This window comes from Amycolatopsis sp. cg9 (genome assembly GCF_041346945.1).
In the GTDB taxonomy this organism is placed as follows: domain Bacteria; phylum Actinomycetota; class Actinomycetes; order Mycobacteriales; family Pseudonocardiaceae; genus Amycolatopsis.
In genome coordinates this window covers 6,073,139-6,097,211 of the sequence record NZ_CP166850.1, presented here as the reverse complement: position 1 = coordinate 6,097,211, position 24,073 = coordinate 6,073,139, and the positions used below count along the sequence as shown (strand labels likewise).

Genomic DNA, 24,073 nt, shown 5'->3' with positions numbered 1-24,073 from the left:
CTTCGCGGCCGGACAGCACGACCGACGCGGGCCCGTTGACGGCGGCGAGGTCGACGCCCTCGCCCAGCAGCGGGCGGACGTCCGCTTCGGACGCCCGGACGGCGATCATCACGCCGCCTTCGGGCAGCGCGCCCATGAGCCGGGCGCGGGCCGACACCAGCGCGCAGGCGTCGTCGAGGGTGAGCGCGCCGGCGACGTGCGCGGCCGCGATCTCCCCCACCGAGTGCCCGGTGACGAAGTCCGGGCGCACGCCCCGCGATTCGAGCAGCCGCGCGGCGGCGACCTCGAACGCGAACAGCGCCGGCTGGGTGTGTTCGGTGCGGTGCACCCGTTCGTCGTCCCAGGCGGACCGGACGGCCGGGTCGAGGCGGTCGAGGACTTCGCCGAGAGCGGCGGCGAACACGGGGAAGCGTGCGGCCAGCTCGCGGCCCATGCCCGGCCGCTGCGCGCCCTGCCCGGAGAACAGGAACGCGGTCGGGCCGGCCGTGGCCACGCCTTCGACGACGTCCGGCGACGGCTCACCGGCGGCGAAGGCCGCCAGCGCTTCGGCGGGCCGCTCGGACACGACGACCGCGCGGTGCGCGAACCGCGCGCGCCGGGTCAGCGCCCGGCCGACGTCGCCGGCGGGCAGCTCGTCCACAGTGGACGCCAAGCGGGCCGCGTGGGTCCGCAGCGCCGCGGCTGACCGCGCGGACAAGGGCCAGATTGCCGTCCCCGCGGGATCTTCGGCCGCGGCGGGAACCTCGGGTGCCTGCTCGATGATCACGTGCGCGTTGGTGCCGCTGATGCCGAACGACGAGATCCCGGCCCGCCGCGGCCGCGCCACCGACGGCCAGGCCCGGCTTCGGGTGACGACCTCGACGGCGCCCGCGTCCCAGTCCACGTGGGACGACAGCGTGCCGGTGTGCAGGCTCGCCGGGACGACGCCGTGGCGCATCGCCTGGATCATCTTGATGATGCCCGCGACCCCGGCGGCGGCCTGGGTGTGGCCGATGTTGGACTTCACCGAACCCAGCAGCAGCGGCGTTTCCCGGTCCTGGCCGTAGGTCGCCAGCAGCGCTTGTGCCTCGATCGGGTCGCCCAGTGCGGTGCCGGTGCCGTGCGCCTCCACCACGTCGACGTCCGAAGTGGACAGCCCGGCGCCGGCCAGCGCGGCGCGGATGACCCGCTGCTGCGACGGGCCGTTCGGCGCGGTCAGACCGTTCGAAGCACCGTCCTGGTTCACCGCGGAACCCTTGACCACGGCGAGGATCCGGTGCCCGTTGCGCAGCGCGTCGGACCGCCGTTCCAGCACCAGCAGGCCGACGCCTTCGGCCCAGCCGGTGCCGTCGGCGTCGTCGGAGAACGCTTTGCAGCGCCCGTCCGGCGAAAGCCCGCGCTGGCGGGCGAACTCGACGAACGTCGCCGGGGTCGCCATCACCGTGACCCCGCCGGCCAGCGCCAGGGAGCACTCCCCCGACCGCAGTGCCTGGCTGGCCCAGTGCAGCGCCACCAGCGACGACGAGCACGCCGTGTCCACGGTGACCGCCGGGCCTTCCAGGCCGAGCGCGTAGGCGACGCGGCCGGACGCAACGCTCGGTGCGCTGCCGTTCCCCTGCTGGCCTTCGTAATCGCTGCCGGCGAGCAGGCCGCCGTAGTCGCTGTACATCACGCCGGCGAACACGCCGGTCGCCGAACCGCGCAGCGTCGCCGGGTCGATCCCCGCGTGTTCCAGCGCCTCCCACGACGTCTCGAGCAGCAGCCGCTGCTGCGCGTCGGTCGCGACGGCTTCGCGCGGGCTCATGCCGAAGAAGGCGGCGTCGAAGTCCGCGGCACCGGTCAGGAACCCGCCGGCCCGCGCGTAGGTCGTGCCCGGGTGGTCGGGATCCGGGTCGTAGAGCGCGGACAGGTCCCAGCCGCGGTCGGCGGGGAAGGGGCCGACGGCGTCGCGGCCGCCGGCGACCAGGTCCCAGAACTCGTCGGGCGACGCGGCGCCGCCGGGGTACCGGCAGCCCATGCCGACCACGACGATCGGGTCGTCGTCGCGGGCGCGGACCGGGCGGGCTTCGGGGACGGCCGCTTCGGCGCCGGTCAGCTCGGCGAGCAGGAACGCGGTGAGCGCCGCGCTGTTCGGGTGGTCGAACACCAGCGTCGTGGGCAGCCGCAGGCCGGTCGCGCCGGCGAGCCGGTTGCGCAGTTCGACGCCGGTGAGCGAGTCGAAGCCCAGCGCGGAGAACGCGCGGGACGGCTCCACGGCCGTGCGGTCGGCGTGCCCGAGCACGGCGGCGACCTGCGCGGTGACCAGGTCGGCGACGACGTCGTGGCGCTCGGCTTCCGGGAGCCCCGCGAGCCGGGCCGCGAGTTCGCCCGCGGCGGCGGCCCGGCGCGCGGCCGGCCGGACGAGCCCCCGCAGCGGGGCCCCGACTTCACCGGACGCCGTAGCGGCCAGCCGGACCGGCACCAGCGCCGGGATCCCGGCGCCGACGGCCGCGTCGAACAACGCGAGGCCGTCTTCCGCGGTCAGCGCGGTGATCCCGGCCCGGGTCATCCGCGCGACTTCGGCGCCGCTCAGCTCCGCGGTCATGCCGCCGACCCCGGTCCACGGGCCCCAGGCGAGCGACACCGCGGGCAGGCCCCGCGCGGCGCGGTGCTCGGCGAGGGCGTCGAGGTAGGCGTTGGCGGCGGCGTAGTTCGCCTGTCCCGCGCCGCCGATCGTGCCCGCGACCGACGAGAACAGCACGAACCCGTCGAGGTCTGCGGTCAGCTCGTGCAGCAGCCACGCGGCTTCGGCCTTCGGGCGCCACACGCGGTCGAACTGCTCGGCGGTCATCGTTTCGACCGTGCCGTCTTCGAGGACGCCGGCCGCGTGCACGACGGCGGTCAGGCGGTGGCCGTCGAGGACCGCGGCGAGCGCTTCCCGGTCGGTGACGTCGCAGGCGGCGACGGTCACCTCGGCGCCGGCCTCGGTCAGGTCGGTGACGTCGGCCTCGCCGCTGCGGCTGAGCAGCAGCAGGCGGCGCATCCCGTGCTCGGTCACCAGGTGCTTCGCCAGCAGGCGGCCCAAGCCGCCGGTGCCGCCGGTGATCAGGACGGTGCCGTCGGGATCCCAGCCCGGCGACTCCGGTTCGACGGACGCCTTCGCGAGCCGCGGAACCTCGACGACGCCGTCGCGGACGCGGGCTTGCGGTTCCCCCGCGGCCAGCCCGGTGTCGGCCGGATCGGCGCTGTCGACGAGCGCGAACCGGCCCGGGTGCTCGGCCTGCGCCGCGCGGACCAGCCCCCACACGGCGGCGGCTTCGAGGTCGGTGCCGTCGGTGGCGCCCGTGGTGTGGAAGACGAGTTCGGCGTCCCGGGGTTCGGCGAGCCAGTCGCGGACGAGCTCCAGGGCGTGCGCGGGACCATCGGCCGCGACGACGACCCGGTCCCGCGGTTCGCGGCGGGCCGGGGTGGCCGGGACCCAGCCCAGCCGGAACAGCGCGTCCTGGGTGCGGGCGGCGGCCGCGGGCCGGAACACCACCTCGTCGACCTCGGCGACCGGTGCGCCGTCGAGATCCACAAAGGACAGTGCGACCGTGCCGGCGCCGGCCGGGGTGACGCGGACGCGCAGGAGCGTCGCTCCGGTGGCGTGCAGCCGGGCCCCGCGCCAGCCGAACGGCACGTGCGGCCGGTCGTGCCCGGCGGTGAGCGCGACCGCGTGCAGGGCGGCGTCGAGCAGCGCGGGGTGCAGCCCGAACGCCGTGGCCGGTTCGTCGCCGAGGCTCAGCTCGGCGAAGACGTCGTCGCCGTGGCGCCAGGCTCGGCGCAGGCACTGGAACGCGGGACCGTAGCCGAGGCCGAGCGCGGCCAGCCGGTCGTAGGCGCCGCCGAGGTCGAAGGGCTCGGCGTCGTCCGGGAGGCTGACGTCGCGAGGGGTGCTTCCGGGGTCCGGTTCGAGGACACCGGTCGCGTGCCGGGTCCAGGCGCCGTTGCTGCCCTCGGCGCGGGAGTACACGCCGACGTCGCGCAGCCCGTCATCGCCCGCCTCGGCCACGCGGACCTGCAGGTGCACCGCGGCGTCCGCCGGGACGACGAGCGGCTCGACGAGGGCCAGTTCGCGCACGGCGCCCGCGGTCAGCGCCAGTTCGGCGAAGGCCGCACCGGGCAGCACGGTCGAGCCCAGCACGGTGTGGTCGGCCAGCCACGGCTGCGCGGCCAGGGATAGCCGGCCGGTGAACAGGCGGCCGCCGCCGTCGGCGAGGTCGACCACGCCGCCGAGCAGCGGGTGCCCGGCCGCGCCGAGCCCGAGGCCCGCGGGGTCGCCGGCGCCGCGGCGGGCCGCGGGCCAGAACCGGTCGTGCTGGAAGGCGTAGCCCGGCAGCGGAACCGCGCGGCCGTCGGCCAGGCCCGGCCACGCCACCGGCAGGCCGGCGGCGAAGAGGCGGGCGAGCGCGGTGCGGAAGGTGCGGGGCTCGGTGTGGCCGCGGCGCAGCAGCGGCACGGCCACGGCGTCGTCGCTCGCGGCGAGCCCGGTGAGGACGGCGTCCGGGCCGAGCTCGACGAACTTGTCGACGTGCCACGCCCGCAGCGCGCGCAGGGCGTCGGCGAAGCGGACCGTGTCGCGGACCTGCCGCACCCAGTACGCCGGATCGGTGACGCTGCCGTTCGCCACCACGGGGATCACGGGCTCGTGGTAGGTCAGCCCGGCCGCGACCGCGCCGAACTCGGCGAGCATCGGGTCCATCAGGGACGAGTGGAAGGCGTGCGACACCGGGAGCCGCTTGGCGTCGCCGAAGTGCGCCGCGACGGCCGCGACGGCGGCTTCGGGGCCGGAAATCACGACCGAGCGCGGGCCGTTGACGGCGGCGATGTCCACGCCGTCAACGAGCAGGGGCCGGACGTCGGCTTCGGTGACCCGCAGGGCGGCCATCGCCCCGCCGGGCGGCAGGGCCTGCATGAGCCGGCCGCGGGCGGTGACCAGCCGGGCCGCGTCGGCCAGGGAGAACACCCCGGCGACGTGCGCGGCGGCGAGTTCGCCGATCGAGTGCCCGGCGACGTAGTCCGGGCGGACGCCCCGCGCGGTCACCGCGCGGAACAACGCGACTTCGACGGCGAACAACGCCGCCTGCGCGTATTCGGTCCGCTCCAGCGCGGCGCTGTCGTCGCCCCACATGACGGCGCGGACCGCCGGGTCGAGTTCGGCGAGGACGTCGTCGAGCGCGGCGGCGAAGTCCGGGTCGGCGGCCAGCTCGCGGCCCATGCCGAGCCGCTGGGAACCCTGGCCGGAGAACAGGAACGCGGTCCGGCCCGGCGCGGGCGCGCCGGTGACGACGTCCGGGTGCTCGGTGCCCGCGGCGAGCGCGGCCAGTGCGTCTTCGCCGAAGACGACGACTCGCTCGTCGAAGCGGGCACGGCCGTGGGCGAGCGTCCACGCGACGTCACGGGGGTCACGCTGTCCGATGTGGACTGCGAGCCGGTTCGCCTGCGCGCGCAGGGCTTCCGGTGTCTTGGCGCTGATCAGCCACGGCACTTCGGGCGCCGCGGGCCGCTCGGGCACCGGGCGCGGCTCGGGCCGCTCCAGGATGACGTGGGCGTTCGTCCCGCTGATGCCGAAGGACGACACGCCGGCGCGGCGGGGGCGGCCGCGATCGGGCCAGGCCGTTTCGGCGGTGGCGAGCTCGACGGCGCCCGCCGTCCAGTCGACGTGGCCGGACGGTTCGGTGACGTGCAGGGTCCGCGGCACGACGCCGTGGCGCATCGCCTGGACCACCTTGATGATCCCGGCGACCCCGGACGCGGCCTGCGTGTGCCCGATGTTCGACTTCACCGACCCCAGCAGCAGCGGGGTTTCCCGGTCCTGGCCGTAGGTCGCCAGCAGTGCCTGGGCTTCGATCGGGTCGCCCAGGGTCGTCCCGGTGCCGTGCGCCTCGACCACGTCGACGTCCGAAGCGGACAGACCGGCACCGGCGAGCGCGGCGCGGATGACGCGTTGCTGCGAAGGACCGTTGGGAGCGGTGAGACCGTTGGACGCGCCGTCCTGGTTGACCGCGGACCCCTTGACCACGGCGAGGATCTCGTGGCCGTGGCGTTCGGCGTCGGAGAGCCGTTCCAGGACGAGCACGCCGACGCCTTCGGACCAGCCGACGCCGTCGGCGCTGCCGGAGAACGGTTTGCAGCGGCCGTCGGCCGCGAGCCCGCGCTGGCGGGAGAACTCGACGAACGCGGCCGGTGTCGACATCACCGTGACACCGCCGGCGAGGGCGAGGTCGCAGTCGCCGGACCGCAGGGCCTGGGCGGCCCAGTGCAGCGCCACCAGCGACGACGAGCACGCCGTGTCCACGGTGACCGCGGGACCTTCGAGACCGAGGGTGTAGGCGACCCGGCCGGAGGCCACGCTCCCCGCGCTGCCGCTGGTCTTGTACCCCTCGGCGTCTTCGCCGCCGTCGAGCAGGCGGCTGTAGTCGCCGTACATCACCCCGGCGAACACCCCGGTGGCGCTGCCGCGCAGCGACGACGGGTCGACGCCCGCGCTTTCCACCGCGGCCCAGGACGTCTCGAGCAGCAAGCGCTGCTGGACGTCGGTCGCGACGGCCTCCCGCGGGCTCATGCCGAAGAAGCCGGCGTCGAAGTCGGCCGCGTCGTGCAGGAACCCGCCGTGGCGCGTGTAGGACGTGCCGGGGTGGGCGGGGTCCGGGTCGTAGAGCGCGGCGAGGTCCCAGCCGCGGTTCTCCGGGAAGCCGGAGACGGCGTCGCCGCCGGTTTCGACCAGCCGCCAGAGGTCTTCGGGCGACTCGACACCTCCCGGGTAGCGGCAGGCCATGCCGACGATGACGATCGGGTCGCCGTCGACGGCCTTCGCCGCCGGTGCCGGCTCGGCCGGTGCGTCGCCGGCGAGGTGGTCGGCGAGCGCGCCGACGGTCGGGTAGTCGAAGACGAGCGTCGCGGGCAGCCGCAGCCCGGTGGCGGCGGTGAGCCGGTTGCGCAGCTCGACGGCGGTGAGCGAGTCGAAGCCGAGTTCGGCGAACGACTTGGCGGCGGTGATCCGCTCGGTGCCGCGGTGGCCGAGGACGTGCGCGACCTCGTTCGCGACGACGATGCCGGCTTCGGCGCGGTCGCGCAGCCGCCGTTCCGCCACCCGGCGCGGGGCGGCGCGCACCAGGCCGCGCAAGGGGTACGGGAGGTCTTCGCGGCGGCGCAGGACGGCCCGGTCCAGCCGGACGGGCAGCACGACGGGCGCTCCGGCGGCGAGAGCGGCGTCGAAGAGCGCGGTGCCCTGTTCGATCGTGAGCGGCGGGTAGCCGGCGCGTGCGAGCCGGTTCAGCCCGCTGTCCCCGAGGCCGGCGGTCATGCCGGAGGTGGGGACCCAGGGTCCCCAGGCGAGGCTCACCGTGTTCGGGCGGTGGCGGGCGAGGGCGTCGAGGAACGCGTTGGCGGCCGCGTAGTTGCCCTGACCGGGGAGGCCGAGGGTGCCGGAGACGGAGGAGAAGAGGACGAGGGTGGTGTGGTCCGGGATGAGTTCGTGCAGGTACCACGCGGATTCGGCCTTGGGCCGCTGGACGGCGGCCAGGCGTTCGGGGGTGAGGTCGGCGAGGAGCGCGTCGTCGAGAACCCCGGCGGCGTGGACGACAGCGGTGATTTCGCGGTCGCGAAGCAGTTCCTCGAGCGCTTCCCGGTCGGCGACGTCGCAGGCGGCGACGGTGACTTCGGCACCGGCTTCGGTGAGTTCGCCGACCAGCTCGGCCGCGCCGGGGCTGTCGGCACCGCGGCGGCTGACGAGGAGCAGCCGCCGCGTCCCCCGCTCGGCGACCAGGTGCCGGGCGATGACGGCGCCGAGCCCACCGGTGCCGCCGGTGACGAGGACGGTCCCGTCGAGGCCCCAGGAGCCCGCACTTTCACGTGAAAGTGCGGGGCCCAGGTCGGCACTTTCACGTGAAAGTGCGGGGGTGAGGCGGGCGGCGAGGAGGGTGTGGTCGCGGAGGGCGAGCTGGGGTTCGTCGCTCGCGAGAGCGGAGAGGAGCAGTTCGGGCGACGTGGAGTCGTCGAAGTCGACCAGGCCGAAGCGGCCCGGGTGCTCCGACTGGGCCGCGCGGATCAGGCCCCACACCGCGGCGGCCGGGACGTCTGTTCCGTCCGTCGCACCGCGGGTCAGGAACACCAGCTTGCCCGTCTCGGACTCCGCGACCCAGCGCTGGGCCAGCTCCAGCGCCCGGCGGGTCAGGTCGTGCGCCGAAGCCGGGACGTCCGCCCCACCGGCCAGGCACGTCGCCACCACCGGGGCCCCGAGGTCCTCGGCGGTGGGCAGCGCGAGGCCGAACGGGTTTTCGCCCCAGAGGACCGCGGGGGAAGCGGCGGGGGCGGGCACCGGGGTCCAGCCCAGGGTGAACAACGCGTCGGTGCGCTGGGCCGCCGGGCGGTGTTCGCGCAGGTCCAGGGCGTCGATCGTGGCCACCGGGGTGCCATCCGCGGCGGTCAGGGACAGGCTGTCGCCGCGGACGTGGACCCGCAGGGCCACCGTGCCCGACGCGTGCAGGGACACCCCGCGCCACGAGAACGGGAGCACCCGCGACGGCGTGCCTTGGCGCAGTGTCAGGGCGTGCAAGGCCGCGTCGAGCAAGGCCGGGTGCAGGCCGAACTCCGCTGCCTCGGCGTGGAATTCGTCGTCGAGCGCGACCTCGGCGAAGACCTCGTCACCGCGGCGCCAGGCCACGCGCAGGCCGCGGAACCGGGGGCCGTACTCGAAGCCGTCCGCCGCGAAGTCCGCGTAGAAGTCCTCCAGCGCGACCGGTTCCGCGTCCGCGGGCGGCCAGGCGCCGGCGGCGGGAGCGGGAGCGGGCGGCGCGGCGCTCAGCGTTCCGGTGGCGTGCTCGGTCCAAGAGTCCTCTTCGGACTGTCGTGAGTGGATGGTCACCGCACGGGTGCCGTGCGTCCCCGGCTCGCCGACGCGCACCTGCACCCGGGCGGGGATCACCAGCGGGACGGCCATGGTCAGCTCGTCGATCCGCGGGCAGCCGCACTCGTCGCCGGCGCGGATGGCCAGCTCGGCCAGCGCCGTGCCCGGCAGGAGCGGCGCCCCCGCCACGACGTGCTCGGCCAGCCACGGCTGCGCGGCCACCGACAGCCGGCCGGTCAGCACGACCTCGTCCGACCCGGCCAGTGCGACGACGTCGTCGAGCAGCGGGTGCGCCGGCGAGCCGGCCGCGCGGACCGGTCGTGGCGCGGGCCAGAACCGTTCGCGCTGGAACGGGTACGTGGGCAGGTCCGCCGGACGGCCGCCGGCCGGCCAGCCGACGTCGACGCCGGCGACGAACAGCCGGGCCGCGGCCTCGACGAACGCGGCTTCTTCCCCGCGGTCGCGGCGCAGCAGCGGCACCGCGAGCCCGTCCGGGACCAGCGCGGACAGCACACCGTCCGGGCCCGCTTCGACGAACCGCGTCACCCCGGCCCCGGTCAGGGCCGTGACGGCGTCGGCGAACCGGACCGCCTCCCGCGCGTGCCGCACCCAGTAGTCCACTGAGGCCGGCTCGGCACCGTGCGCCACGGTGGACACGAACGGCAGCCGCGGCGGCTCGAAGGTGATTCCGCTCAGTACTTCCGCGAACGCCGCGAGCATCGGCTCCATCAACGGCGAGTGGAACGCGTGCGACACCGTCAGCCGCCGCGTCTTCTCGAACCGCGCGGCCACCGCGCCGACCGCTTCCGCCGTCCCGGACAGCACGATCGACCGCGGCCCGTTGACGGCGGCGATCGCGACGTCCGGACTCAGCAGCGGGCGGACGTCGTCCTCGCTGGCGACGACGGCGACCATCGCGCCGCCGTCCGGGAGCGCCTGCATCAGCGCGCCGCGGGCAGCGACCAGGCGGCACGCGTCGGCCAGGGAGAACACTCCGGCGGCGTGCGCGGCCGCGATCTCGCCGATCGAATGCCCGGCGACGGCGTCGGGCGTGACACCCCACGATTCCGCCAGCCGCAGCAGCGCGACCTGCAGCGCGAACAACGCGGGCTGCGCGAACTCCGTGCGGTCCAGCCGCTCCTGGTCGTCCCCGCGCACGGCCGCCACGACCTCGGGACCGAACTCCGCGAGGACGGCGTCGTAGGCCTCGGCGAACACCGGGAACCGCCGCGCCAGTTCGCGGCCCATGCCGGCGCGCTGGCCGCCCTGGCCGCTGAAGAGGAACGCGGTCTTGCCGGGCACCGCGGCACCGGTGATGACGGCCGGGTGGTCGAGCGTCAAGGCGTCCCGGGTGGTCGCCGGGTCGGTCGCGAGCACCACGGCCCGGTGCGCGAACCGCGACCGGCGGGCCAGCGTGTGCCCGGCGTCGAGCGGCGCGTCGGCGAACGCGGCCAAGGCCGCCGCCTGTGCGTGCAACGCGGCCTCGGACTTGGCCGACAGCGGCCACGGCACGACCGCGGGCGCGGGCACCGCGGGCGGCTCGTCCGGAGCGGCCGGAGGCTGTTCGAGGATGGCGTGGGCGTTGGTGCCGCTGATCCCGAACGACGAGACCGCCGCCCGGCGCGGCCGGCCGCGTTCGGGCCACCCGGTCGCGGCGCCGAGCAGGGTGACCCCGCCGTCTTCCCAGTCGATGCGCGACGACGGCGTGTCCGCGTGCAGGGTTCGCGGCAGCACGCCGTGCCGCATCGCGAGGACCATCTTGATCACGCTCGCGACCCCCGCGGCCGCCTGCGTGTGCCCGATGTTGGACTTCACCGAGCCCAGCAGCAACGGGGTTTCGCGGTCCCGCCCGTAGGTCGCGATGAGCGCCTGCGCCTCGATCGGGTCGCCCAGCGGCGTGCCGGTGCCGTGGCCGTCCACCGCGTCGACGTCCGAAGCGGACAGACCGGCGGCGGCCAGCGCGGCCCGGATGACGCGTTGCTGCGACGGGCCGTTCGGCGCGGTGAGGCCGTTGGACGCGCCGTCCTGGTTGAGCGCGGAACCCTTGACCACGGCCAGGATCCGGTGCCCGTTCCGCTCGGCGTCGGAAAGCCGTTCCAGCAGCAGCATCCCGGCGCCTTCGGCCCAGCCGGTGCCGTCGGCGCCGTCGCCGAAGGAGCGGCAGCGGCCGTCCGCGGACAGGCCGCGCTGCCGGGAGAACTCGACGAACGTCGACGGCGTCGCCATCACCGTGACACCCCCGGCGAGGGCGAGGTCGCACTCCCCCGACCGCAGGGCCTGCGCGGCGAGGTGCAGTGAGACCAGCGAAGACGAGCACGCGGTGTCCACTGTGACCGCCGGGCCTTCCAGACCGAGCACATAGGACACCCGGCCGGACGCGACGCTGCCCGCGCTGCCGCTCGTCAAGTAGCCCTCGGCGTCTTCGCTGCCGCTGAGCAGGCTGCTGTAGTCGTGGTACATCACCCCGGCGAACACGCCGGTCGCGGTGCCGCGCAGGCTCGCCGGGTCGATGCCCGCGCGTTCGACGGCCTCCCACGACGTCTCGAGCAGCAGCCGCTGCTGGGCGTCCGTGGCGAGGGCTTCGCGCGGGCTCATCCCGAAGAACTCGGCGTCGAACTCCGCCGCGTCGTGCAGGAAGCCGCCGTGGCGGGTGTAGGACGTGCCGGGGTGCGCGGGGTCCGGGTCGTAGAGCGCGTCGAGGTCCCAGCCGCGGTCGGCGGGGAACTCCGAAACGGCATCGCGGCCGTCGCGGACCAGCTCCCAGAGCTGCTCGGGCGTGCGGACCCCGCCCGGGTAGCGGCAGGCCATGCCGACGATGACGATCGGGTCGCCGGTGACCGCGCGGCGCGTTTCGGCGACCGGCGTGCCGGCGTCGAACAATTCGGCCAGCAAGTGCGCGGCGAGCGCGGTGACGGTCGGGTGGTCGAACACCAGGGTGCTGGGCAGGCGCAGGCCGGTGGCCGCGGCGAGGCGGTTGCGCAGGTCGACGCCGCTGAGCGAGTCGAAGCCGAGGTCGGAGAACGCGCGGGCGGGGTCGATCGCGGCGGCGTCGGCGTGCCCGAGTGCGAGCGCGACGTGCGTGGCGACCAGTCCGGCGAGGGCGTCCGCGCGTTCGGCGGCGGGCAGCGGCGCGAGCGTGCGGACCAGGTCGCCGGCCGCCGCGGAACCGGCCGCGGCGCGGCGGCGGCCCGGCCGGACCAGGCCGCGCAGGACGTGCGGGATTTCCGGCTGCCGTCGCACGGCGGCGAGGTCGAGCGGCAGCGGGAGGAGCGCGGGCTCGCCGGCGCCGCGGGCGGCGTCGAACAGGGCGAGCCCCGCTTCGACGGTGACCGGCGGCATCCCCGCTTCGGCGAGCCGTCGCAGGTCCACTTCGGACAGCGTCGACGTCATGCCGCTGCCGGATTCCCACGGGCCCCAGCCGAGGGACACGGTGTGCGGGCGCCGGCGGGCGAGTGCGTCGAGGAAAGCGTTTGCGGCGGCGTAGTTCGCCTGCCCGGCGCCGCCGAACGTGCCGACGACGGAGGAGAAGAAGATCAGCTCGGTGCCGGGCGCGGTCAGCTCGTGGAGGTACCACGCGCTGTCGGCCTTGGCGCGCAGGACGGTTTCGAAGCGGTCCGGGGTGAGGGCGGCGAGGGTGCCGTCGTCGAGGACGCCGGCGGCGTGGACCACGGTGGTGATCTCGCGGCCGTCGAGGAGCCGTTCGAGGGCGCCGCGGTCGCCGGCGTCGCAGGCGGCCACCTCGACGCGGGCGCCGAGCCCGGCGAGGTCGTCGAGCAGTGCGGGGTCGGCGGTGCCGGACCGGCTGACGAGCAGCAGGTCGCGGCGGCCGCGCCCGGCGAGGTGGCGGGCGACGGCGCTGCCGAGGCCGCCGGTCCCGCCGGTGATGAGGGCGGTGCCGGCGCGCTCGGGAGCTTCGGCCGGGGTCGCGGTGACGCGGGCGAGCCGCGCGGCGAAGAGGCGGCCGCCGTCGATCTTCAGGACGGGCTCGTCCGCGGCGACGGCCGGGGCGAGGGAGCCGTCGGTCTCGACGAGCACGAAGCGGCCCGGGTGTTCCGCTTGGGCGGCACGGACCAGGCCACCGGCGGCGGCCGCGACCGGATCGCCGGCGGGAGTCACGACGACCAGGGTGCGGTCGTGGGTGAGCGCCTCCTGGAGCTGCGTCAAGACGTAGGCGGTGACCTCGCGCAGCGACCGCGGGACGTCGGTCAGGTCCCCGGTGGCGACGGTCAGGACGTCGGCCGGGGGTGCCTGGGGCGTGACGGGTGTCCAGTCGAGGCGCAGCAGCGGTTGCGGGGCGGTGGCCGCGCCCGGGCGGCGGAGGACGAGCCGCTCGACGGCGACGACGGGGGTGCCGGCCGGGTCGGTGGCGGTGAGCCCGAGGCCGCCGTCGGCCGGGGTGAGCCGCACGCGGAGGGCGGCGGCGCCGGTGGCGTGCAGGGCGATGCCGTGCCACGAGAACGGGACGCTGCCGGTGAGGCCGGGGTCGAGGAGGGAGGCGAGCCGGAGGGTCGCGTCGAAGAGCGCGGGGTGGAGGCCGTAGGCGGTGGCGTCGGGGCGCTGCGGTTCGGCGAGGGCGACTTCGGCGAAGATCTCGCCGTCCCGGCGCCAGGCGAAGGTGGGGCCGGGGAAGGCAGGGCCGTAGCCGAGGCCGTCGGCGGCGAGGCGGTCGGTGAGGCCGGTGAGGTCGAGGGGTTCGGCGCCGGCGGGCGGCCAGGTGTCCGGGAAGTCCTCGGCCACCGCGACTTCCGGCACCAGCCGGCCGGTCGCGTGCCGCACCCACGGCTCGTCCGTCCCGTCCGGCCGCGAAGACACCGCGAACTCGCGCACGCCGTCGTCGTCCGCGGGACCCAGCCGCACCTGCAGCCGGCGGTCCGCGGTCAAGGCGAGCGGTGCCTCGATCGTCAGTTCCTCGACGCCGAGGTCCGCGCCCGCCGCCAGGGCCAGCTCCGCGAACGCCGTGCCCGGGAGGACGGGGGTTCCGTGGACCGCGTGGTCCGCCAGCCACGGCTGGGTCGCCGTCGTGAGGACGCTCGTCAGGACCAGGCCGCCGTCGGTCAGGTCCAGGGGCGGGCCCAGGAGCGGGTGCCCCGGAGCCGACGGCCAGAAGCGCCGGTGCTGGAACGGGTAGGTCGGCAGGTCGATCACCCGCGCGCCCGAGCCGGCGAACCAGGCCGTCCAGTCCACTGTGGACCCCGCCACGTGCAGGCGGCCCAGCGCCTCGAGGATCGAGACCGGCTCCGGGCGGTCGCGGCGCAGGACCGGGGTGACCACCGCGGCCGGGTCGTCGACCAGGCCGGCCAGCACCGCGTCCGGGCCGATCTCGGCGAACGCCGTCACGCCCGCTTCCCGCAGCGAGGCGAGCGCGTCGGCGAACCGGACCGTCGCGCGCACGTGCCCGACCCAGTACTCCGGGGACGTCACGTCGCCGGCCGCGATCACCGGGATCTCCGGTGGCGCGAACGACAGTTCCGCGACGACCGCGCGGAACTCGGCCAGCATCGGGTCCATCAGGTGCGAGTGGAACGCGTGCGACACCGCGAGCCGCTTGGACTTGCCGAAGCGGGCCGCCACTTCGAGGACCGCGGTCTCGGTGCCGGAGACCACCACGGACCGCGGGCCGTTCACCGCGGCCAGGTCGGCGCCGTCGATCAGCGCGCCGAGAACGTCCTCTTCGGACGCCTCGATGGCCACCATCGCCCCGCCGCGCGGCAGGGCCTGCATCAGGCGGCCGCGCGCGGCGACCAGGGTGCACGCGTCGGCGAGGGACAGCACCCCGGCCACGTGCGCGGCCGCGATCTCCCCCACCGAGTGCCCGGCGACGAAGTCCGGGCGGACGCCCCACGACGCCAGCAGCCGGGCCAGCGCCACTTCGATCGCGAACAACGCCGGTTGCGCGACTCCGGTTTCGGCCAGCGCTCCGGCGTCGGAACCCCACACCACCGCGCGCACGGCGGGCTCGAAGGACGCCAAGACCTCGTCGAAGGCTTCCGCGAACACCGGGTACTCCGCGGCCAGGTCCCGGCCCATCCCGATCCGCTGCGCGCCCTGCCCGGTGAACAGGAACGCCAGCGGTCCCGGCGATGGGACACCCCTGGCGACCTCACGCACCCCGCCGGCACCGGCCACCAGAACGGCGCGGTGGGCGAACCGGGCGCGCGCGGTCGCCAAGGTGAACCCGGCGTCGAGCGGCGCGGGGGAAGCGGTGGTGACGCGGGCGATCTGGTCCGTCAAAGCGTCTTCCGACCGCGCCGAAAGCACCCACGGCACCAGCGGACGCCCGGCGGCAGCGGGCACCGGAGCGGCGGCCGGGGCCTCGATGACGACGTGGGCGTTGGTGCCGCTGATCCCGAACGACGACACCCCGGCCCGCCGCGGCCGGTCCGCGACCGGCCACTCCCGGGCGTCGGCGAGCAGCTCGACCGCCCCCGACTCCCAGTCCACATGGGACGACGGCGTCCCGGCCCACAGCGACTTGGGCACGACGCCGTGCCGCATGGCGAGGATCATCTTGATGATCCCGGCGACCCCGGCGGCGGCCTGGGTGTGGCCGATGTTCGACTTCACCGAACCCAGCAGCACCGGCGTCGAGCGGTCCCGGCCGTAGGTGGCCAGCAGCGCCTGTGCCTCGATCGGGTCGCCCAAAGTCGTGCCGGTGCCGTGCGCCTCGACGACGTCGACGTCCGAAGCAGACAGTCCGGACTCGGCCAGCGCGGCGAGGATCACGCGTTGCTGCGACGGCCCGTTCGGTGCGGTGAGACCGTTCGACGCGCCGTCGGAGTTGACCGCGGACCCGCGCAGCACGGCCAGGACGCGGTGCCCGTTGCGGACGGCGTCGGACTGCCGTTCCAGCACGAGCAGACCGACGCCCTCGGACCACCCGGTGCCGTCCGCGGCGTCCGAAAAGGACTTGCAGCGGCCATCGCTCGCGAGACCGCCTTGACGGGCGAAGTCGAGGAACGTCGCCGGGGTTGACATCACCGTGACGCCACCGGCCAGCGCCAGCGAACAACCCCCCGACCGCAGCGCCTGCGCCGCCCAGTGCAAGGCCACCAGCGACGACGAACACGCCGTGTCCACCGTGACCGCCGGGCCTTCCAAGCCGAGCGCGTAGGCGACCCGGCCGGAGGCGATGCTGCCGGCGGTGCCGTTGACGTCGAAGCCGCGCGCCTCCGGATCCTGCGCGATCGCCGCGTAGTCGTGGTACATCACCCCGGCGAAGACGCCGGTGTCTGAGCCCTTCAGCGACGTCGGATCGATGCCCGCCCGTTCGAACGCCTCCCACGAGACTTCCAGGAGCAGCCGCTGCTGCGGATCGGCGCTGAGCGCGTCCCGTGGCGAGATGCCGAAGAAGTCGGCGTCGAAGCCGGTGGCCTCGTGCAGGAAGCCACCTTCGAAGTCGGCGCCGGGGACGTGCCAGCCGCGATCGGCCGGGAACGGCGTGATGCCGTCGCGGCCCTCGGTCAGCAGCTCCCAGAAGTCTTCCGGCGACGCCACCCCGCCGGGGTACCGGCAGGCCATGCCGACGACGACGATCGGGTCGTCGCCGCGCGGTGCGGCGACCCGGGCCGGGCGCAGCGAGAGGCCTTCTTCGAGGAACGCGGTGACGGCGTCCGGGGTCGGGTGGTCGAACACGAGCGTCGCGGGCAGCCGGCGCCCGGTCGCGTCGGCGAGGCGGTTGCGCAGTTCCACCGACGTCAGGGAATCCAGGCCCAGCTCGCGGAACGTCAGCGACGAGTCGACCGACGCCGCGGACGCGTGCCCGAGGACGTTCGCCACCGTCGCCACGACGAGCGCGCCGAAGTCGGTCGGCGCCGCGGCCGCGCGGCGCGGGCGCGGCGGGGCCAGGCGGTGGAACACCGGCGGCACGACGTCCAGCGCGCGCAGGGCGGCGCGGTCGACGTGCGCGGCGACGACCGCGGGCTCGGCCCCGGCGAGCGCCGCGTCGAACCAGGCCAGGCCCTCCTCGACGGTGTGCGTCGGCAGCCCGGCGCGGGCCATCCGGCGCAGGCCCGAGTCGGACAGCGTGCCGGTCATCCCGCTTTCGCGCGCCCACGGCCCCCACGCGATCGCGCGGGCCGGGAGCCCGGCGGCGGCGCGGGTGCGGACGAGGTCGTCGAGGGCCGCGTTGGCCGCGGTGTAGGCACTTTGGCCGCCGTTGCCGAGCACGCCGAACACCGACGTGAACACGACGAACGCGGCCGGCTCCGGCGCCAGCTCGTGCAGGTGCCAGGCCGCGTCGACCTTCGGGGCGAAGACGCGGGCGAGCCGGGCGGGGGTCAGGGCGTCGAGCACGCCGTCGTCGAGGACCCCGGCGGCGTGCACCACGCCGGTGATGTCGTGCGCGGCGAACAGCGCGGCGACGGCGTCGCGATCGGAGACGTCGCAGGCGGCCAGGTCGACCTCGGCGCCGAGCGCGGTCAGCTCGTCGGCCAGTTCACGGGCGCCGGGGGCCGCGGCGCCCCGGCGACCGGCGAGGACCAGCCGCGTGACGCCGTGGGTGGTCACCAGGTGCCGGGCGAGATGCCCGCCGAGACCACCGGTGCCGCCGGTGATCAGGACGGCGCCGGTACCCCAGTCGACCGGGCCGGGCTCGGCGGCGGCCACCGGCGCGAGGCGCGGGACTTCGACGCGGCCGTCGCGGATCCGGACCTCGGTCTCGCCGGACGTCGGGAGCGCGGCCAGCTCCGCCGCCGAGGGCACGCCGGACAGCAGGAAGAACCGGCCCGGCCGTTCGGCCTGGGCCGAGCGGACGAGCCCTTCGGCTGCCGCGGCGGCCGGGCCGCCGCGGGTGACGAACACCAGCCGCTTGTCGTCCTCGAGGTGCCCGCGCAGGTGGCTCAGCACCGTCGACGTCGCCAGCCGGACGCCGTCCGGGACGGGCAAGCCGACCGGGTCCGGGACCGGGATCAGCAGCACGTCGGCCGCGGAAGGCACCGCGTGGCGCCCGGCCAGCAGCGCGCCGAGTCCCTGCTCGTCCGCGCCGACGACGGCCCAGGTCAGCTCGGCCGGGGCGCCGAGGTCCTTGGGGGTCCACTCGACGCGCAGCAGCGGCGCCACCGCCGGGGCCGCGTCGGCCGGGGGCCGCAGCACGAGGGACCCGACGGTGGCGACCGGCGTGCCTTCGGGGTCGGTCACCGCCAGGGTCACGGTGTCCGGGCCGAGCCGGCGGATCCGCAGCCGAAGGGCCGACGCGCCGGCCGCGTGCAGGCCGACGTCGGAGAAGACGAACGGCAGCCGGGCGCGCGGGCGCGGGTCGAGCCCGAGGAACGGGACCAGGTGCAGGGCGGCGTCGAACAGGGCCGGGTGCAGCAGGTAACCCGCCGGGTCGCCGGCTTCCTGGGGCAGCACGAGGTCCGCGCACAGGTCGTCGCCCTCGTGCCAGGCCGCGCGGACGCCGCGGAACGCCGGCCCGTAGGCCAGCCCGGCCGCGGCCAGGGTCGGGTACAGCTCGCCGACGTCGATCGCTTCCCCGCGTTCGCCGGCCGGGAGCACCGGGGCCGCGACGGCCGGGACCAGGCGGCCGGTCGCGTGCTCGGTCCAGGTGCCGCCGTCGGTGCGGGAGTGCACGGTGACCGGGCGGCCGCCGTCGTCGGCGCCGACGCGGACCTGCACGATCACGCCGTCACCCGCCAGCGGCAGCGGCAGCGGCGCGGTGAGGGTCAGCTCGGCCAGCGCGCCGCAGCCGAGTTCGGCGCCGGCGCGCAGCGCGAGTTCGGCGAACCCGGTGCCGGGGAACAGGATCCGGTCTTCGACGACGTGATCGGCCGGCCACGGCAGCGCGTCCGGCGAGACGTGCCCGGTGAGCACGACACCGTCCTCACCGGGCAGTTCGACGGCCGCGCCGAGCAGCGGGTGGTCCGAGCGGCCGACCGGGCGGGCGGCGGGCCGCGCGGTGACCCAGAAGCGTTCGTGCTGGAAGGGGTAGGTGGGCAGGGCGACGCGGCGGGCGCCGGTGCCGGCGTAGAACGCCGTCCAGTCGAGTTCGGCGCCGAGGACGTGCAGGCGGCCGAGCGCGGTCGCGAACGCCGTCTCTTCCGGACGGTCCGAGCGCAGCAGCGGCACCGGGGCCGCGTCCGGCAGGGTGCGCGCGACCAGCCCGGCGAGGGTGCTGTCCGGTCCGAACTCGACGAACATCCCGATTCCGTTGTCCCGCAACGACTCCAGCGCGTCGGCGAAGCGCACGGTCGCCACGACCTGGGCGACCCAGTAGCCGGGGTCGGTCAGCTCGCCGGATCCGGCCGGGCGGCCGGTGACCGTCGAGACGACCGGAAGCGCGGGCTCGTGGAACGTCAGTCCTTCGGCCACCCGGCGGAAGTCGTCGAGCATCGGCGTCATCAGCGGCGAGTGGAACGCGTGCGACACCGAAAGCCGCCGGGCCTCCTCGAAGGACGCCGCCAGCCGCAGCAGCGCGTCCTCTTCGCCGGAGACGACCAGTGATCCGGGCGCGTTGACCGCGGCGATCGCGACGCCGCCGGTGAGCAGCGGCCGGACCTCGTCCTCGGTGGCCTGCAGCGCGATCATGGCGCCGCCTTCGGGCAGCGCCTCCATCAGGCGGCCGCGCGCGACGACGAGCGCGCACGCGTCCGGCAGGTCGAGCACCCCGGCGACGTGCGCCGCGGCCAGCTCGCCGATCGAGTGCCCGGCGACCCGGTCCGCGCGCACGCCGAGCGACTCGGCGAGCCGGAACAGCGCGACTTCGAGGGCGAACAGCGCGGGCTGGGCGACGCCGGTGCGGTCCAGCACGGCCGGGTCTTCGGTGCGGATCGCTTCGGCCACCTCGGCCGGGAAGTGGGCACAGACCTCGTCATACGCGGCCGCGAAGGCCGGGAACCGCGCGGCCAGCTCGCGGCCCATGCCGACGCGCTGGGTGCCCTGCCCGGCGAACACCGCGGCGACGGCGGGTGCGACCGCGGGCGCGGTGCCGCTCGCGATCTCGGCCCCGCCCAGCACGACGGCCCGGCGGTCGAACGAAGAACGGGTGGTGAGCAGGGAATGCCCGACGTCGGCCGGGTCGGCGTCGAGCGTCCGGATCCGGTCCACGGCCGCGCGCAACGCCGCTTCGGACTGCGCCGAGACGACCCACGGGACGGCGGTGGCGACGACTTCGCGCGTGGGCTCGGCGACCGGTTCCGCCGGGGCCTGCTCCAGGATCAGGTGCGCGTTCGTGCCGCTGATGCCGAACGACGACACGGCCGCGCGGCGCGGGCGGCCGGCCTCGGGCCACTCGCGGGCCGCGGTGACCAGGTCGATCGCGCCCGCCGTCCAGTCCACATGGGACGACGGCGTTTCGGCGTGCAGCGTCCGGGGCACGACGCCGTGCCGCATCGCCGCGATCATCTTGATGACGCCGGCGATCCCGGCCGCGGCCTGCGTGTGCCCGATGTTCGACTTGATCGAGCCCAGCAAAAGCGGCGTTTCCCGCTCCTGCCCGTAGACGGCGAGCGCGGCACGCGCTTCGATCGGGTCGCCGAGCCGGGTGCCGGTGCCGTGCGCTTCGAGGACGTCGACGTCGCCGGGCGCCAGGCCCGCGTCGCCGAGGGCCTCGCGGATCACGCGCTGCTGCGCCGGGCCGCTGGGCGCGGTGAGGCCGTTGGACGCGCCGTCGGAGTTGACCGCGGAGCCACGCACGATCGCGAGGACGTCGTGCCCGAGTTCGCGGGCGCGCGAAAGCCGTTCGACGACGACCATCCCGACGCCCTCGGCCCAGCCGGTGCCGTCCGCGCCGTCGCCGAACGCCTTGCAGCGGCCGTCTTCCGACAAGCCGCCCTGCTTGGCGAACTCGACGAAGATGCCCGGCTCGGCCATCACCGTGACGCCGCCGGCGATGGCCAGCGACGTCTCCCCCGAGCGCACCGACCGCACGGCCAGGTGCAGCGCGACCAGCGACGACGAGCACGCCGTGTCCACGGTGACGGCCGGGCCGCCGGTGCCGAGGACGTAGGCGACCCGGCCGGAGACCAGGCTCGGCGAGGTGCCGGTGAGCACGTACCCCTCGGCGTCGCCGGTGCCTTCGGCCAGCCGCGGGCCGTAGTCCTGCGCGGTGGCGCCGACGAACACGCCGGTGCGGGTGCCGCGCAGCGACGACGGCGCGATGCCGGCGCGTTCCAGGGTTTCCCAGACGACTTCGAGCACCAGCCGCTGCTGGGGTTCCATCGCCTGCGCTTCCCGCGGCGAGATGCCGAACAGGCCGGCGTCGAACCCGGCGACGTCGGCGAGGAAGCCGCCCGGCCGTCCGGTGCCGAGCACCGACGCCGGCCAGCCGCGGTCGGCGGGCATCGCGGTGATCGCGTCCACTTCGGACTCGACCAGCCGCCAGAGTTCTTCGGGGGAACCGGCGCCGCCCGGGTAGCGGCAGCCGAGGCCGACGACGACCACCGGGTCCGCGTCCCCCGACGAGGCGATCTCGGGTGCGGTCACGGGCGCGGCCCCGGCGAGGTGCTCGGCCAGCTCGCGAGCGGTGGGGTGGTCGAACAGCGCGGTCGTGGCCAGCGTGCGGCCGGTGGCGGCGCCGAGCCGGACGGCGAGGTCGACGGTCATCGCCGAGTCGAAACCCAGCTCGCGGAAGGACGTGCCGGGGTCGGCCGCGGCGCCGAGGACCGCGGCGGCTTCGGCGGTCACGAGCTTCAGCAGGTCGCGGTCGACGGCCGGCGCGGCGGGTGCCGGCTCGGGTGCGTCGAACCAGTGGCGTTCGCGGTCGAAGGCGTAGGTCGGCAGGTCGAGCGGGCGGCCGCCGCCGGTGAGCGTCGTCCAGTCGACGTCGACGCCGTGGACGTGCAGCTCGGCCAGCGCCGCCACGGCGCCGAAGTCCTCCGGGCGCCGGGAGCGTGACGACCGCACCGTGAGGGCCTGGTTTTCCAGGCAGGCGCGGACCAGCGAGGTGAGGGTGCCGTCCGGACCCAGCTCGAGGAACGCCGTGATCCCCTGCCGGGACAACGCGGTGACGGCGTCGGCGAAGCGGACGGTGTCGCGCGCCTGGCGGACCCAGTACCCGGGGTCGCACAGCTGGGCCTGGCGGATGACGCGGCCGGTCACCGCCGAGACGATCGGCCGTCGCGGTGCGCGCAGGTCGAGCTGCTCGACGACCCGGCGGTACTCGGCCAGCATCGGGTCCATCAGCGGCGAGTGGAACGCGTGCGAGACGGCCAGGCGGGTGACCTTGCGGCCGTCGGCCTCGAACCGCGCGGCCAGCGCCAGCACCGGCGCTTCCGGACCGGCGAGCACGACGTGGGCAGGACCGTTGACGGCGGCGAGCACGACGTCGTCGCCCAGCAGGGGCTCGACCTCGCCGGCGGCGGCGCGGACGGACACCATCGCGCCGCCCGGTGGCAGCGAGCCCATCAGCCGGCCGCGGGCGGTGACCAGCACGCAGGCGTCGTCGAGCGACAGCACGCCGGCGACGTGGGCGGCGGCGATCTCCCCGACCGAGTGCCCGGCGACGTACTCCGGCTCGACGCCCCACGAGGCGAACAGCCGGTACAGCGCGACTTCGTAGGCGAAGAGCGCGGGCTGGGTGTGCCCGGTTTCGGCGAGCACGGCGGCGTCGGCCGAGCCCGGTTCGGCGAACAGCACGTCCCGCAGCGGGCGTTCGGTGTCGCAGCGCGCGCAGATTTCGTCCAGCGCTTCGGCGAACACGGGGAACCGCTCGTACAGCGCGCGGCCCATGCCGGGCCGCTGGGCGCCCTGGCCGGGGAACAGGATCGCGAGGCGGTGCTCGCCGGCCGTCCCGGTGACGACGTCGGCCGACGGCTCACCGGCGGCGAGCGCGGGCAGGGCGGCGGGGTCGAGCACGACGGCCCGGTGCGGGAACGCGCTGCGGGTGGTCGCCAGGGAGTGCGCGACGTCGAGCGGGTCGGCGTCGAGGGAGGTCAGCGCGGCGGCCTGGCCGCGCAGGCCGCCCGGGGTGCGGGCCGACAGCACCCAGGGAGCTTCTTCGCGTGTGCGCGGGAGCGGCTCCGGGGCCGGGGGAGCGGCGGAGAGGACGAGGTGGCAGTTCGTGCCGCCCATGCCGAACGAGGAGACCCCCGCGTAGGCGTTTTCCGGCCAGGGCACCGGTTCGAGCGCGACGCGCAAGCGCCAGTCGTCGAAGCGGATGGCCGGGTTCGGGTGCTCGTGGTTGCGGCTGGGCGGGACTTCGCCGTGTGCCAGCGAAAGCGCGACTTTCAGCAGGCCCGCGATGCCCGCGGCGCCTTCGAGGTGACCGATGTTCGTCTTGACCGAGCCGACCCACAGCGGGTCCTCGCCGCGGCCGGGGGCGAAGACGGCGCCGAGCGCGGCCGCTTCGAGGGGGTCGCCGACGCGGGTGCCGGTGCCGTGCAGCTCGACGTACCGGACGGCGCCGGCGTCGACCTCGGCGCGGCGCAGCGCGGCCCGGATGACGGCTTCCTGGGCTTCGGCGCTGGGTGTGGTGAGGGTTTCGCTGAAGCCGTCGTTGTTGACCGCGCCGCCTTCGATGACGCAGTGGACGCGGTCGCCGTCCCGCAGCGCGGCGGCGAGGGGCTTGAGGACGACGAAGCCGCCGCCCTCCCCGCGGACGTAACCGTTGGCGCGCGCGTCGAAGGTGTAGCACCGGCCGTCGGGCGAGAGACCGCCGAACCGGTCGGCGGCGATCGTGCTCTCCGGGGCGAGGTTCAGCTGCACGCCGCCGGCCAGCGCCAGTTCGGCTTCGCCGCTGCGCAGGGCTTCGCAGGCGAGGTGCACGGCGACCAGCGACGACGACTGCCCGGTGTCCACCGACAGGCTCGGCCCGCGCAGCCCGAAGGCGTAGGAGATCCGGTTGGCGACGACCGCGCGGCTCTGCCCGGTGAGCGTGTGGTGCCCGATCGCTTTCGGGCCGCCTTGCTTGAGCAGCGTGGCGTAGTCGTCCGCGCTCGCGCCGACGAAGACGCCGGTCGAGGACCCTTCGAGGGTCTTCGGGACGATCCGCGCGTCTTCGAGGGCTTCCCAGCCGAGTTCGAGGGCGAGCCGCTGCTGCGGGTCCATGGTCGCGGCCTCGCGGGCCGGGATGCCGAAGAACGCGGCGTCGAAGGTGTCCACTTCGGACAGGAACCCGCCGCGTCGGGTCCCGGGCGGGACGGACGCGCGGCGGTCCGGCGGGACCTCGGTCGTGCCGTCGGCACCGTCGCGCACCAGGGTCCAGAAGGCACCGGGCGCGGGCGCCGAGGGCAGGCGGCAGGCCAGTCCCACGATCGCGACGGCACCTTCGCGGACAACGTGCTCGGCTCGATCCAC

Annotated in this window: 1 protein-coding gene (only partly in view); it reads right to left on the bottom strand. The window is 75.8% G+C overall.

The window, feature by feature from the left end:
• On the bottom strand, window positions 1-24,073 hold the 5' portion of the coding sequence (locus tag AB5J73_RS28400; protein ID WP_370961719.1) for an SDR family NAD(P)-dependent oxidoreductase. It extends 3,035 nt beyond the left edge of the window; the window shows 24,073 of its 27,108 coding nt (coding positions 1-24,073); its start codon is at window positions 24,071-24,073; the stop codon falls past the left edge of the window.